The 14780-nt window shown below is 52.8% G+C and carries 7 protein-coding genes; 2 read left to right on the top strand and 5 right to left on the bottom strand.

Going from position 1 to position 14780, the window contains the following annotated elements; all coding sequences use genetic code 11:
- From VFS25_RS14655 to VFS25_RS14635, 5 genes are all read right to left on the bottom strand, one after another.
- Nucleotides 1–6068, bottom strand: a 6068-nt coding sequence (locus VFS25_RS14655) for an Ig-like domain-containing protein (protein WP_326462908.1), incomplete at its 3' end; no start/stop codon positions are given.
- A 9-nt stretch (nucleotides 6069–6077) separates the two neighbouring features.
- Nucleotides 6078–7241: an ABC transporter substrate-binding protein gene (locus VFS25_RS14650; protein WP_326462907.1), complete on the bottom strand. Its 1164-nt coding sequence runs from the start codon at nucleotides 7239–7241 to the stop codon at nucleotides 6078–6080.
- 27 nt (nucleotides 7242–7268) lie between these two features.
- Nucleotides 7269–7862, bottom strand: coding sequence for a phage tail protein (locus tag VFS25_RS14645; RefSeq protein WP_326462906.1), 594 nt, complete (start codon nucleotides 7860–7862; stop codon nucleotides 7269–7271).
- Nucleotides 7863–8645: 783 nt separating this feature from the next.
- Nucleotides 8646–9632, bottom strand: coding sequence for a GlxA family transcriptional regulator (locus VFS25_RS14640; protein WP_326462905.1), 987 nt, complete (start codon nucleotides 9630–9632; stop codon nucleotides 8646–8648).
- 47 nt (nucleotides 9633–9679) lie between these two features.
- Nucleotides 9680–10135, bottom strand: coding sequence for a YhcH/YjgK/YiaL family protein (locus VFS25_RS14635; RefSeq protein WP_326462904.1), 456 nt, complete (start codon nucleotides 10133–10135; stop codon nucleotides 9680–9682).
- A 338-nt stretch (nucleotides 10136–10473) separates the two neighbouring features.
- Between VFS25_RS14635 and VFS25_RS14630 the strand changes: the two genes are divergently transcribed.
- Both VFS25_RS14630 and VFS25_RS14625 read left to right on the top strand, forming a co-directional pair.
- Nucleotides 10474–14250, top strand: a complete 3777-nt coding sequence (locus VFS25_RS14630) for an ATP-binding protein (protein WP_326462903.1) — start codon at nucleotides 10474–10476, stop codon at nucleotides 14248–14250.
- A 39-nt stretch (nucleotides 14251–14289) separates the two neighbouring features.
- Nucleotides 14290–14745, top strand: coding sequence for a response regulator (locus VFS25_RS14625; RefSeq protein ID WP_326462902.1), 456 nt, complete (start codon nucleotides 14290–14292; stop codon nucleotides 14743–14745).
- Nucleotides 14746–14780: the final 35 nt, after the last annotated feature.

Genomic DNA, 14780 nt, shown 5'->3' with positions numbered 1-14780 from the left:
GTGAGAATAGCGGGGTTGCCGGACAAATCGCCGAATTGCTCATGGGCGCTTGCCAGCTGCAGCGCAGCGCCCAGCTGAATACCATCCAGGTCCATCTCCCCTGCCTGTACAGTGTAGGCAAAAGTAAGCCGCTGGCTATTAAAACCCGCGGTATAGGCGGCCTGCACGGTGGTACTGCCAATGATCACCGGCAATGTGAGTGTGCTGGGCAGGATATTACTCTTCACTACTTCGCTCCAGTTCACGGCAAAGTTCAGCACATCGCCCTGCTTGTAATAACCGTTTGCCGGCACTTCTACTGAAGTGATCACCGGCGGGTTAGGATCATAGTAGTAAGAAAGCCGGGAGGAAGGCGTGTTAAGGTTGCCTGCCGCGTCCTCCGCAATATTAGCCGGTATTTCTATAGATACTCCACCCTCGGTCACCGGCGAGATGAGGGCGGTATAAGTGATGTTATCGGTGGTTTGCAGGTTGCTGGCCACGGCGTTCGTCAGCCCGATGTCTGCCAGCGTAAAGCCTGTTACGGCATGGCTGAAGACAATGCTGGCGGTCCAGGGCTGCCGGATGCTTATTATTCCGTCAATATTCACGGTAGGACGGTTGGCCAGTACAAATACATTGCTGGTACTGCCCACATTGTTCAGTGTAAGCGATGCATCGTTACCGGCTGCATCTTTTATGGGAGTACCGCCCGGAACAAGCGCGCCGCCAACAGTGATGCCATCCATATCCAGGTCGCCGGTTTGTACTACATAACGGAACACAATGGAGCTGGTTGTGGGCGCACTGAATATAGTAGCCTGCACGGTGGTAGCGCCGATGGTTACCGGTAATGTAGTGGTTGAGCCGCTGGTTACAACCGGCTCACTGAATTGCACGGTGAAGTATAAGGCCTCCCCGGCTTTATAATAGTCATCGGCCGGCACTGTTACAGCGGTGATCACCGGCGCAAGCGCATCTACCAGTACCGCGGCGGTACTACCCGCGCCGTTAATGGTGAGCGTTGCGTTATTGGTGGCCGCATCTGTTATAGCGCCGCCATTGAGCTGCAGCGCAGCGCCCAGCGCAATGCCGTCCAGGTCACTTTCTCCATTCTGCACGGTATAGCTGAACGTTAGCGCGCTGCTGCCGGTTCCGCCGGTATACGTTGCCTCTACGGCAGCGCTGCCGATGGTAAGCGGCAATAAAGGCGTGCCGGTCACGGTTACGTTCTCATTAAAGTTAACGGTAAAGCTCAGCACATCACCCGCCTTGTAAGTACCGTTGGCTGGCACATTTACAGTGGCGATGGCCGGACCGGTGGCGTCATGCGTATAAGTGATCGTATTGGAAGCAGCGTTGCCATTGCCGGCAACGTTAGTGGCAACGTTAGCGGGTACACTGAGTGATACCGCTCCATCTGCATTGCCTGTTACCTGCACGGTGTAAGTAGTGTTATCCGAAGTGCTGAAGGCACTGAGTGTTGCATTGGTAGCTGCTATATCTGCCAAGGTAAAGCCGGTAACCTCTTCTTCGAAAGTAATGGTCATGGTCCAGGAGCCATTTAGCACCGGCGTACCGGATAAGGTTACGGTGGGCGAATGGGTATTTACGAACACATTGTTGGTAGGATCAACGTTATTCAGTGCAAGCACCGCGTTGTTGCCTACTCCATCCATGATGGTACCTGCGTTGAGCGCAATATTGCCGCTCACCGAGATACCATCCATATCCATATCTCCGGGCTGCACCGTGTAGGTGAAGCGCAGGCCGGTGGTACCGGAACCGCTGACATAATCCGCCGCTACCACGGTTGAGCCGATGGTAACGGGGATAGACGGTACGGCGGAAGGCGTAACGTTTTCACTGAAATGCACTGTAAAGTCGAGCTGCTGGCCGCCTTTGTAATAGCCGTCAGCAGGAACGGACACGGAAGTAACCACCGGCGCAACGGCATCTACTATCACGCCGCTGGTGCTGCTTACATTATTCAGTGTAAGTACGGCGTTGTTGGTAGCCGCATCTTTGATAGTACCACCGTTAAGGGCGATAGCGGCGCCAACGGTAATGCCGTCGGCATCCAGGTCACCGTTTTGCACGGTGTAGCGGAATAGCAGCGATCCTGTGCCTGACCCGGAAACATAGGTTGCCTGCAAGGTAGTGGTACCGATGGTTACCGGAACGGAAGGGGTACCGGTAACGGTTACATTCTCGTCGAAGTTAACTGTGAAGTTAAGCTCGTCGCCGGCCTTGTAGCCGCCCGAAGCAGGCGCATTCACGGAGGTTATGGACGGCGCTGTACCGTCGTGCGTATAAGTAAGCGTATTGGAAGCGGTGTTGCCGTTGCCGCCAACGTTAATGGCTGCATCAGCAGGTACACTGAGTGATACCGCTCCATCTGCACCACCCGTTACCTGCACAGTGTAGGCAATATTATCTGAAGTGCTGAGGGCGCTGAGTGTTGCATTGGTAGCGGTAATATCTGTTAGTACAAAGCCGGTTACCTTTTCGCTGAAGGTGATGGTCATGGTCCAGGCGCCGTTGGGCACCGGCGTACCGGATAAGGTTACGGTAGGTATTACCGTGTTTACAAACACATTATCGGTGTTGGCCACACTGTTGAGGGTGAGCACCATATCGTTACCGGCTGCATCCTGCAGGGCGCCGCCATTGAGCTGGAGAACGTCCAGGGCAATGCCGTCATCATCGTTATCTCCCGCCACTACGGTATAAGTGAAAACCAGGGCGGTGGATCCGCTGCCGCCGGCAAAAGCCGCCTGCCTAATTGCGCCGCCGATGTTCACACCAAGTGTGGGGGCCCCTGTTACCGTAATATTTTCGCTGGTATGCACCGTGAAGCTTAGTGTTTGACCGGCTTTGTAGTAGCCGTTGGCCGGCACATCCACGGAGGTAACTGTGGGCGCTACACCATCTACCAGTATACCACTATAATGGCTGGCTACGGCGATGGGCGCATTGTTACCGGCCAGGTCACTGATAGTGCCGCCGTTCAATGCGATACTGGCGCCCAGGTCAATACCATCGGCGTCCTCATCACCGGTAGCTACGGTGTAGTTAAATACCAGGGTACGGGCATCGCCGCCGGCGCTGTAAGTAGCCTGGCGGGTTGCAGCACCTATAACAATGGGGAGTGTAGGCGCGCCCGTTACTACAACATCTTCATCGTAGCTGATGGTAAAGCTGATTACCTCCCCTGCCTTATAGTATTTATCGGCGGGCGGGGTGACAGTGATCACCGGCGCTTTGGTATCCCATGTATAACTATACGTATTGGAAGCCATGTTCAGATTGCCGACCGTGTTATGAACCTGGTTGGCCAGTACGGTTACGGAGCCGTTACCGGTCTGCTGACCGGCCGGCGGTGTAATGAGGGCTGTAAAGGTGTTGGCGCCGGTCCTTGTCACACTGCTCAGGGTGGCTCCCAGGGAAACGAAGTGGCTGGCAAGCAGGTTGTCACTGATATCATCATCAAAGGTGATGGTGATGACAAACGGCCCTGTAACGGGTGAAGGCGTAGCAGATGTGATCGTTGGAACAGGCTGTTTGGTGTTCACCAGTACGGCGCTTGTATTACCAATGCTGTTCAGGGTGAGTGTGGCATTATTGTCCACGCCATCTTTGAGCGTACCGCCGTTAAGCGCAATGGCGCTGCCTGCTGCAATACCATCGTTATCGTTATCGCCGGCCTGCACGGTATAACGGAAAAGCAGGGCGTCTGAGCCTGAGCCGGAAACATAGTCAGCTGCTACGGTGCTGCTGCCGATGGTAACGGGGAAGGAAGGCGCGCCGGTTACTGTTACATTCTCATCAAAGTTGACAATGAAGTTCAGCTGATTTCCGATGATATAAGTGCCGGCGGCAGGTACATCCACGGAAGTTACAACGGGTCCAACCGCATCAACTTTCACCAGGCTGGTATTACCGATATTATTAAGTGTGAGGTTAGCGTTGTTGCCGGCCTGGTCTTTTATAGTACCGCCATTCAGCACAACAGGGCTGTTAACGGTAATACCGTCCGGGTCAAGATCACCGGCTGCTACGGTATACCGGAAAAGCACATCGGCGCCGGTGGCCGATACATAGCTTGCTTGAACACTTGTGCTGCCAATGGTAACGTTCAGGTACGGAGTGCCACCGCTGTTGTTTACAGCTATATTTTCGTTATATGTAACGGTAAAGTCCAGCTGCTGGCCGGCGCTGTAGGTGGCGTTAGCCGGCACTGTTACGGAAGCAACAAGCGGCGCGGTCTGGTCAATCACCCAGGTATAGGATTCCGGTGTAAGATCCCGGTTACCGGCCAGGTCTACTGCGCGTACATTGATGGTATGCGATCCTTCAACAAGGCCTGAGAGAGTGACCGGGCTGCCAACGGGCGTATAAGTACTTGGCGGATCCAGCTCCATTTCAAAGGTGGCGGCAGGATCATCGGACGTGAATTGAAAAGAAGCATTACTGCTATTGGTAAGAGCGGGCGGACTTGCTGCGATACCAGTTTGAGGCGCAGTCATGTCTAGTATAATATCGTCGGAATAAGTAGTTATGTTTCCGGCGGCATCTCTCAGCTGCATTGAAACGGATTTCGTTCCATCGGGGCCACTAAGGGTGACTGCCTTCGTAGCAGCGAATGCCTCAAAAGGACTATAGGCGCCGCCCTGCACAGAAAACGCCATTTCCAGCCCGCCACTGCCGCCGGCATCGGTGCCGGTAAGATTCAGGGTAACACCGTAAACATTGGTATAGGTAGCGCCGTTACTGATGGAAACGGAGCCGGTGGGCGCTGTTTTATCAATGAGAATGGTTTGCCCGGCAGTAAAGGGCATGGCGGTAGCCACTGTAGGCGTAATACCTGTGGTGTTCACCATATCCAGCCGGATAACGCCATTACCGCTGCCTGTGTTAACGGTTACCGTGTAGGTGCTGCCCGATCCTGTAACAGCGTCTATACTCATTCCGGTAACGCTGCCGCTGGCAACGGTGACTGCAAAGTTGGAGGCGCTTACACCGGTAGCCGCACCATCGAAGGTAACGAGGAACTGTACGGAGTTAGCATTGGTGGGCGTAGTGGTGACACGGTTAATGCTAGTGAGATGAATGTTGGGAGGCGTAAGCTTGAGCACCTGCCCGCCGCAGGTTCCACCGTTTATATCAGTAAGCGCGCTTCCGTCGTTTACATATAAATTCCCGTTCATCTCCACAATGCCCCATGGGAAACCCGCGACTCCATCTGAAACAAGCCCACTGTAAATTTCTGTTCCTGTGCCGGATGCATTCGGGAATTTTGTTACTTTATAAGTAAGCCCCGACTTGAGCTCAACACCATACAGCGTATTATCGGCGCCGATGGTAAGGCCGGTAAAAAATCTGCCGGTCAGCAAGTCCGTTCTGCCAAAAGTGGGTGTAGACGGGGTTAACTTGATAATTCCCCCTACGCCGCCGTTATAGAAGTTGGTTACATAAATATTGCCGTCGGCATCGGTGTCAATACCCCAGGGATATGTTCCATCGCCGGGATCAACAATGCCATTATACAATACCTGGCCGCCGCCGCTGCCGTCTGCCGCATACCGCGTTACCTGGTAGGTGCTGCCCGGCCCCGCGCTTTGCTCCACGGCCAGGAGGTTATTGTTGTTATCCAGGCAAATCGCCGAATACCTTTTACCCTGTTGTACCATGGTAGCGGTACCTGCTCCCCCCACATGCCTGAGTATCTGGTAACCAATGCCAGCATCGGCGCTTATTACGAATACATCGTTGTTGGTTGAGTTTACCGCAATTCCCCACGGGTCATCCCCGAATTGGGACGCCAGCAAAGTAAGCGGAACAGCGGTGGCGGGGTTGCCGCCAGTCCATTTAAACAACTGATAGCTGCTGCCATTGTATTTGGCAATATAGAGGTTACCGCTATTGTCTTTTGCAAGCGCAGTATAGTAACCGGTGTTTTGAGTCGGGTCCGACTCAACCAGTGTGGGGGTGTACAGCTGCGCCATGGTTTGTACTGCGCTAAATAAACAGCACAGGGGCAACAACAGGGTTCTCACAATTTTAAGAAGCGTAAAAGTGTACTTCATAATCAGGTATTAAATGCAGAGTAAGGGGTTTTGCCAGCCCGATACGCTCTCCTGGTGGATGGCCTCCAGCTCTTTTGCATCGAACCGCATTCCCATACCCTGGTCAAGGATGATTTTATGTATCTTATTTGCGGATGTTGTGATCTTTAGAATATTGGCAGCCGGCAATGCAAAGCCGGAGGATGGGTAGAAATTCCTTTCTCCACGGGGGCCGTTAATGATGCCTTCGCGCAGCCGTTGTTTTACTGCATCCCAGTCGTTTGTACGCGCATAGGGCAGCAGCTCTCTCCACACCAGGCCGGCTTCATATCCCATCAGGGAATAAATATTGGCGGGCTGCTTCGCGATGTTCTCAAATGATTTTACAAACAATTGGTTGGTCTTATTCTCATCTTCCCGCATCCATAGCTGCGCGGAGTATATTTCGAGGTTTACGTTCTTTATATCTTCCAGGATGTCGTCATAGGCCATGGTTTCAAATACCAATAGCGGTATCTTCTTATGGAAGCCGCTCTGCACCCATTGTTCGAGGAAACGGGTGCCCATGTTGCCGCAAAGGATAACATGCACATAGGGGGGCGGCGCTTGGGCAAGCTGCGCAAAGAAGCTGTTCAGCTCCATCCTGTGCGGATCGTTATGATCAAAAGGCAATATCGTTAATTGCAGCTCGCTTCCGCCCGCGTTGAAAACGCCCTGCTGAAAACTGTTGTTCAGGTGATAGCCTGCTTCGTATACGGCGGTGAGAATGTGGCCACCGGCGCCCCATTTACCCTGCGCCCAACGTCCAAGGGCATACTGGGATTGCCATACCTGCTGGGAGGCATAGAATACGTCAGGACTGAGATAAGGGAAGTAAGGCACATACTCTCCCATATCAAAAAAGAAGGCGGGGCGTTTATCGCTCTCTATGAGCGGAACCATACCCGGTACCGCTTTGTAGCTTACCAGCCCGGAAAGAATATCAACGCGGTTAAAAAACAGCAGCTTACGGGCTGCTGTTTCACAGGCGTTTAAACTTCCCATATGCGTGTATTCCTGCACAAATTCGATTGTATTCTGCCGCATGGGATCAAGGCCCATGCCCAGCAACCACCCGGTGAACAGGTGTTGCGAGTAGTAAGGATAGATACCCGAATAAGGTGTCAGGAATCCGATTTTCAGGGAGGTTTTCATTCTCTTATGTTGTTCCTCAACTATATTTTAGTTCCTGGAAGGGAAAATGCCTTCCGTTGCAATCAGCCAGGTCATGGCCAGGTAAGGGTTCTGGATGCTGAAAGGCTGAGAGCCGCCGGCAACGCTGATGGAAACGCCGCCGGTAGTGGTTACGCCACCCAGGGGAGTAGTATTGGCAGCGTCCGGTGCTGCATAGATTTTTACCGGCTGGGCGTTAGGTCCAACGCCAATGTTGGGCGGAGCAGCCAGGCCCACGCCGGAACCGGGTGTGGCGGTGGTGCCGGCGGTAGTGTTCACTGCCACTGCAGCCGCAATAGTGCTGGTTGCGATGTGGTTGTGCGCAGGCATGTTGTTGATCGTAAGCGTAGTGGAAATAGTACCAGCAAGCTGCCCGAGATCGTAGTTGCCTAAACCGGGGGCGTTACCGGTACCAATGGGCGCACGGCCCCTCAGATCGGGCAATGCAAAAGTAGTTTGTCCGTTACCGCCATAAACGGTTCCCAGCAGGGAGAATAACGCGGAATTCTGCGAGATAGACAAGAGCTGCCCATAGCACATCTGGAAACCTCTGATGGCGAAATTGCCGCCGAACAGTAAAAGGGACGCTAAATAAGGATCCATAAGCTTTAAATTGTTTAAGTGATAAGGAGTGGTTTATTGTATTGGACTTGTGAAAACAGTTTGCAGGCGATAAACACCGTAAGGCCGGGCATTACATGACAGTCACTACGGCAATGACAAATAGCCGGTGAGGGTAACGGCATTCCCCATACGAGGGTTATACAGGGCACGTTCATAGAATTCTTTAGGTGCTTCTCTATTTGGTTTACATTAAAGCATTAGTAACTAATGCCAGGTTCTCAAAACAAAAAGGACAAAAGAGGTAATTAAGGTCTTCTCAATAATAGGGCTAAAATTGTGGAACACGGATTTCTACTTACGGCCAAAGATAATTTTTAATATTCAAATATCCTAATGCACTTAATACAAGTACCATCATCGTGTAACACCGGAAAGGCTATACGCAGCGTAGCGCTACGCAATGCCCTATCGCCGCCATGCATAAGCAGCATCAAAATAAGGCTGGAAAACGGACCTGCCGGCCGCGTAGCGGTGGCTGGAGGATAAAAGAAGCGTGTCGTTTTAACAATTCTTTTACCGGATTATGTAGTAACTTTATGATTCATCAAAAAAAAGGAGGTATTCATGCAATCTACAGGATATTCATGGAAACCTTCGGTTAGTATCGCCTAACCGGGTTGCTCCATATAAGAAGACTGTTAAGGCGCCAAGGCTGGCGCCGGAAAGCCACCGGTAAACCGGTGGCTTTTTTTTGCCGGCTGAAAGCGGCCATATGCCGCATCCGGCCGCATATGGAACAGCTGTAACGCAGGCGTGGCGCTCTTAATTACTGCTGATGTTCAGCGCCCGGCAGTACTTTTTGCGGTAATCCTGCGGGGTAAGGCCGGTGATGCGCTTAAACACCTTGCGGAAGGTTTTCAGGTCGTTATACCCCACATTGTTCATAAGGGCGGTGATGTTCTCCCCGCTCCTTTCCAGCGCTTTCTTGGCCGACTCTATTTTTACCCGCTGCAGGTACTCCAGCGGGGTGCTTTGCGTGGCGTGCTTAAAGCGGCGTATGAAATTGCGTTTGCTCATATTGGTGCGCTCCGCAATTTCCTCAATGGATATTTGCAGGTGATAGTGTTCTTCGATATAGGCCTGGGCCTTGCGGATTTCCTCATCCTCATGCTGGTGCTGGCCCATGAACATGGAAAAGTGCGACTGGTTCACGCGGTCCATGTCAATAGAGAACATTTTACTGGCCACAATGCCTACTTCACGGCCGCAGAACTTCTCTACCAGGTACAGCACCAGGTTAAGCGATGAAAAAGCGCCGCCACTGGTATAAATACCTTCTTCATCGGTCACTACCCTGTCGGGCAGGATGGAGATGTTGGGATAGCGGCGCCGCATATCGTCTACCGCTGTCCAGTGGGTAGTGCAGGAGCGGCCGGCCAGCAGGCCTGCTTCGGCCAGGAAATAGCTGCCCAGGCACAGGCTGGCTACTTCTGCGCCGCGGCGGTGCATGGCAATGATCCAGTTCACCAGCCCCCGGTTTTTGTCCAGCGCCGCCTGCGCATCCCCGTAAAAAGCCGGGGCTATTACCAGGTCGGTGCTGTTTACTTCCGATAATGTTCTGTTGCTGATGTATTGCCCGGGAATGTGCATGGAAAGGTTATTGCCCTTGTCGCTCACCAGTGTTACCCTGAATGCCGGCGGGGCGCCTGCCTCCTGTAATATGCGGTTGGTGCCGGAAAAGAGGTCCAGTACGCCGGCAATGGACGACAGCACGGTGTCCTCATATACGAGCAGCGCTATTTCCTTCATGTTTTTCCTTGTTATACGTGGTGTTTACAAATGTAGGTATTTAAACCTTATTGCACACTTATCTTAATAACGGCCTTTTTTACCGGCAACGGGCCACCGGCCTGGATATTAGGCATATGCAGGTCGGTAGGAAAGAACACGGCAAACTGCCCCTGCTGCAGCTTTGAGAAAAAGGCGGGCGGGTTGGCTACCAGCAGGTAGTCGGCATTTTCATCATAGGCTTTGGAAACGGTTTGCTGCTGCAGGTAATCGTGGCCCACCAGCTCTGTGCCGCTGATCATGTACTGTACATCAATGTACCGGCGGTGGGCTTCCATCTGCTCCCCTTCCGCGGGCACGGTATCGTACTCGTTGATCATCACAAAAACATCCGTACCGTCAATCTCGTATTTCCCTTTAGGCAGGGCGGCCAGGCTGGTTTGGGCCAGGTATTCAAAGGCCTTTACAAATTTCGGCCCCAGGCCGTAGTACTGCTGCGCATTTGCAAGTGTGTCTAATATCATATGGTTATTGACTGTTATGCCGGCGCAAAATACTACTTGTGGGGGAAAAGATGTGGGGGTTTATGTAGGGGGGAGTAGTTGCGCAGCAATGGCGCAGCAATAGCCCCCTAGGGAAAACCCCGTTTTTCCGCAGTTGGGGTGCAATGGCGCAGCCATAAAACAGCCTTTAAAAGATGTACGGGGCTATGCGGGAGCATAACAGGAAAATAGCGCCCAGGGCTTTGCCCGGCGTAAACGGTAACTTGTTGGCATAAAAATAGTACGGTATGCCATATTATTATTTTATTAAAAGTTGAATGCAAGTTATTTACTAAATTGACAGCACCTTAAACCCTCTTATGAATACGAATGTTCCGGTTATCCCTGAGTTCCTGGCAGGTGGCGGCGAAATGGGCGCCCGGATCCGTGCATTTGACTGGGCAGCTACGCCGCTGGGCCCTGTAGAAAAATGGCCACAAAGCCTCCGGACCTGCATACGCATTATGCTCACCTCCCGGCAGCCCATATGGATAGGCTGGGGCAAAGAGCTGATAAAATTCTATAACGATCCCTATAAGGCAATTGCAGGGGGCAAGCATCCCCGTGCGCTGGGCAGCCCCGCAGCTGTTGTATGGAAAGACATCTGGAAAGATATTGCGCCCATGCTGCAGCAGGTAATGGAAAAAAACGAAGGCATCTATGCCGAGTCGCAGCTGCTGATCATGGAGCGGAACGGGTATGCAGAAGAAACCTATTACACCTTTTCCTACACGCCCATACCGGGCGATAACGGCGGTACCGCCGGCATGATCTGCTATAACGTGGATGTTACAGACCGTGTTATCAGCGAACGGCAGCTGCGCACCCTTACGCAGCTGGGTAAACGGTTAACCGGCCTGCAATCCGGCCATGCCGTGATACAGCAGCTCATTTGCACGCTGCAGGAGAACCCGCATGATTTTCCATTTGCCCTGTTTTATACCGTTAAGGATAACAAAGCCACCCTGGCGCATACTACAACGCTGGGGGAAAGCGCCGGCATTGTGCCCCGTGAAATAAGCCTGGAGGCGAACAGCGACCTTGGCGCGCTGCTGCAAAAAGCCGCTGTTACCCGGCAGCTGCAGGTGCTGGAAAACCTGCAGGAGCGCATGGGCGCCATGCCTAAAGGCGCCTGGAAAATTGCGCCCGGCAAAGCCATTATACTGCCGGTGGTGCCGGCAACCGCCAAAGAGCCGTACGGTTTCCTGGTAGCGGGCTTTAACCCCTACCGGCTGCTGGATGATAAATACATGAGCTTCTGCAACCTCATTGCCGACCAGGTAGTGTCCAGCTTTGCAGATGTGCATGTACTGGAAGAGGAAAGGAAAAGAGCCGCGGCGCTGGCAGAGCTGGACCGGGTTAAAACCGCCTTTTTCTCCAACATCAGCCACGAGTTCCGTACCCCGCTTACCCTGCTGCTGGGCCCTATAGAGGAAAACCTGAAAAACCCGGGTATTGACGCCGCGTATAAAGCGCAGCTGGATATTGCCTACCGCAATGCCCTGCGCATGCAAAAGCTGGTAAACACGCTGCTGGATTTTTCACGCATAGAGGCGGAACGGATAGAAGGGCACTTCTGCAAGGTGGATATATGCACGCTCACCGCCGACCTGGCCGGCACCTTCCGCCCGGCGATTGAAAAAGCAGGCCTGCAGCTGAACGTTTACTGCGACGAAGTACCGGCAGAAGTGTACGTGGATGTGGACATGTGGGAGAAGATAGTATTAAACCTGGTATCTAACGCTTTCAAATATACGAATAAAGGGCGGATAGATGTGCGGCTGCATATGGAAGACCACCACGTGCTGCTGTCGGTATCAGATACCGGCATTGGCATTGCAGCCGACCAGCTGAACCGGATATTCGACCGCTTTCACCGTATAGAGAACATGCAGGGCCGCAGCCAGGAAGGCACCGGCATAGGCCTGGCCATGGTAAAGGAGCTGGTGAAGCTGCACCAGGGCAATATTACAGTAACCAGCCGGCAGGGCGCGGGATCTACCTTTACCGTGCGCATACCTACCGGCAAGGCCCATCTTGACGCCAGCCGCATTACCGGCCATTCCCCGGACGCCGCCCCATCCATACAAACCAATGCCTTTTTACAGGAGGCGCTGAAATGGGTGCCCGGGCTGGTGGAAATACCTGCCGGCAACAGCCATGAAGAACAGCCTTCAGAACAGCCCGCTTATACCGTGCTGCTGGCAGATGACAATGCCGATATGCGGGAGTATGTGCAACGGCTGCTTGCCGGGCAGTTTCGCGTAGTTACCGCTGTTAACGGAGAAGAAGCTTTTGACAAAATGCGGCAGTATAAGCCGGATCTTTTGCTGTCGGACATTATGATGCCGAAGCTCGACGGCTTTGCGCTGCTACGGCAGGTGCGCAGCCACCCCGACCTGCAGCATACGCCGGTGATTTTTTTATCGGCCCGCGCAGGGGAAGAGTCAAGGGTAGACGGGCTGGAAGCCGGCGCAGACGACTACCTGGTAAAACCTTTTTCATCGCGCGAGCTGCTGGCGCGCGTGGAAGCCAATATCAGGATCGCCAAAAGCCGCATTGCTTCCGAACAAAACCTGCGCAGCGTAATTATGCAGTCGCCCATACCCACCGTGCTGCTGCGGGGCAATACCTTTAACATTGAAATTGTAAATGAGCGCGGGCTGGAGCTGTGGGGCCGCCCCCATGAAGCCGTGATCAACCGCCCCCTGCTGGAAGCGATGCCGGAAATAGCAGAGCAGGGCTTTGGCAAAATACTGCGGCGGGTATATACCACAGGCGTTCCTTACCGCGGCAACGAAGTGCCGGTTAACCTGCTGCGCCACGGCAGGCCGGAACAGGTATACCTGAACTTTATATATGCGCCCCTGCGCGACGGGCATGGGGCCATTACCGGTATTATAGCCGTAGCTACCGATGTATCTGAACAGGTGGTGGCGCGGCATGGTATTGAACAAAGCGAGCAGGAGCTGCGGGAAATGGCCAATGCTATGCCGCAGCTGGTGTGGGTAGCCAATGCCGGTGGAAAGATAATGTATATTAACAGCCGCTTCTCAGAGTTCGGGGACGAAACCGTGCAACAGCAAAACAGGCGCTGGAGCTGGAAAGCGCTGATACATCCCGAAGACCTGGCGGCAACGGAAAAAGCATGGGCAACCGCTATTGCAACAGGCGCCATATTCCAGCTGGAACACCGCCTGCTGATGAAAGACGGCAGCTACCGCTGGCACCTGAGCCGCAGCATTCCGCAGAAAGACGACAACGGCATTACCAGCAAATGGTTTGGCACCACCACCGACATCCATACCGCGCGGGAATATGCTGCGGTGCTGGAAGAAGAAGTTAAAAAACGCACCCGCGAGCTGGAAGCGCTGAATGTTACCCTGCAGCAATCCAACAACGACCTGCAGCAGTTTGCCCATGTAGCCAGCCATGACCTGAAAGAGCCGGTGCGCAAGATCAAAACCTTTACCAACCGCGTGCTGGATGAATACGGCGACCAGCTGCCGGAACGGGGCAAATTATTTATGGCTAAAGTGCAGCATGCAACAGAAAGGATCTTTTCCATGATAGAAGGCGTGCTTAACTACTCTACCCTTAACGGCGCCGAACAATCCATTGAAAAAGTAGACCTGAATAAAACGCTGGCCAGCATTGAAGAAGACCTGGAAGTAAGCATACAGCAAAAAGGCGCCCGTATTGTACGGGAGCAGCTGCCCACCATAGAGGGAGCCTCCATTCTCATTTACCAGCTATTTTATAATCTTATTAACAATTCGCTGAAGTTTGCGCAAACAAACGCTTTGCCGGTGATCAGCATCACCTGTTCAATACAAAAAGAGCCTAACGGCGACTATGCGGAGATTGTGCTTACCGATAACGGCATAGGATTTGAACAGGAATATGCACGACGGATTTTTGATACCTTTACCCGGCTCAATGCCAAGGATAAATATGAAGGCACAGGCCTTGGACTAGCCCTATGCAAAAAAATAGTTGAACGGCACCATGGGAATATAACTGCCACCGGTGTAAGAAATGAAGGCGCCGTATTTACTATTGTGTTACCCCTTATACAAACCATGCAACATATCTGACGCAAAGGACCATATACGATATTTTAAAACCTACGAGCAATGAAAGCAGCGAGAACCTTTCTGTTAATTGACGACGACAGTGACGACCGGGAATTATTTACCGAGGCGCTGGCGGCTGTAAACCCGGTTGTTGATTGCGACCTGGCCATGGATGGTGAAGAAGCTTTCCTGCAGCTGGCATCCAGGCGCATTAAGGAGCCGGATGTTATTTTCCTGGATATTAACCTGCCGGTAATGAACGGATGGCAGTTCCTGCAAAAGCTTAAAACCTACGACGGCTTAAAACACATACCGGTGATCATGTACTCTACCTCCTCGGAGCAAAGCGACCGGGAAACCGCCAACAGCCTAGGCGCATCATGCTTTTTAACCAAGCCGCACACCTACGGGCATTTAAAGCGCCTGCTGCAACAGATTGCAGTGGCAGCCCAGCAAACCAATCCCGCTACCGCCATTTGCAAAGTGATTGCCAGCTACAGGTCCGAAACCTGGTAGCAGCTGCGGTAAGGTTTCATCCTCTACCCTATGTT

Source organism: Chitinophaga sp., assembly GCF_035761305.1.
GTDB lineage: Bacteria > Bacteroidota > Bacteroidia > Chitinophagales > Chitinophagaceae > Chitinophaga.
This window is presented reverse-complemented; position numbering and strand designations above follow the sequence as displayed.

Coding starts and splice junctions, on each gene's coding strand:
- VFS25_RS14650 (WP_326462907.1), bottom strand. CDS start 7,241: ATGAAAACCTCCCTGAAAATCGGATTCCTGACACCTTATTCGGGTATC.
- VFS25_RS14645 (WP_326462906.1), bottom strand. CDS start 7,862: ATGGATCCTTATTTAGCGTCCCTTTTACTGTTCGGCGGCAATTTCGCC.
- VFS25_RS14640 (WP_326462905.1), bottom strand. CDS start 9,632: ATGAAGGAAATAGCGCTGCTCGTATATGAGGACACCGTGCTGTCGTCC.
- VFS25_RS14635 (WP_326462904.1), bottom strand. CDS start 10,135: ATGATATTAGACACACTTGCAAATGCGCAGCAGTACTACGGCCTGGGG.
- VFS25_RS14630 (WP_326462903.1), top strand. CDS start 10,474: ATGAATACGAATGTTCCGGTTATCCCTGAGTTCCTGGCAGGTGGCGGC.
- VFS25_RS14625 (WP_326462902.1), top strand. CDS start 14,290: ATGAAAGCAGCGAGAACCTTTCTGTTAATTGACGACGACAGTGACGAC.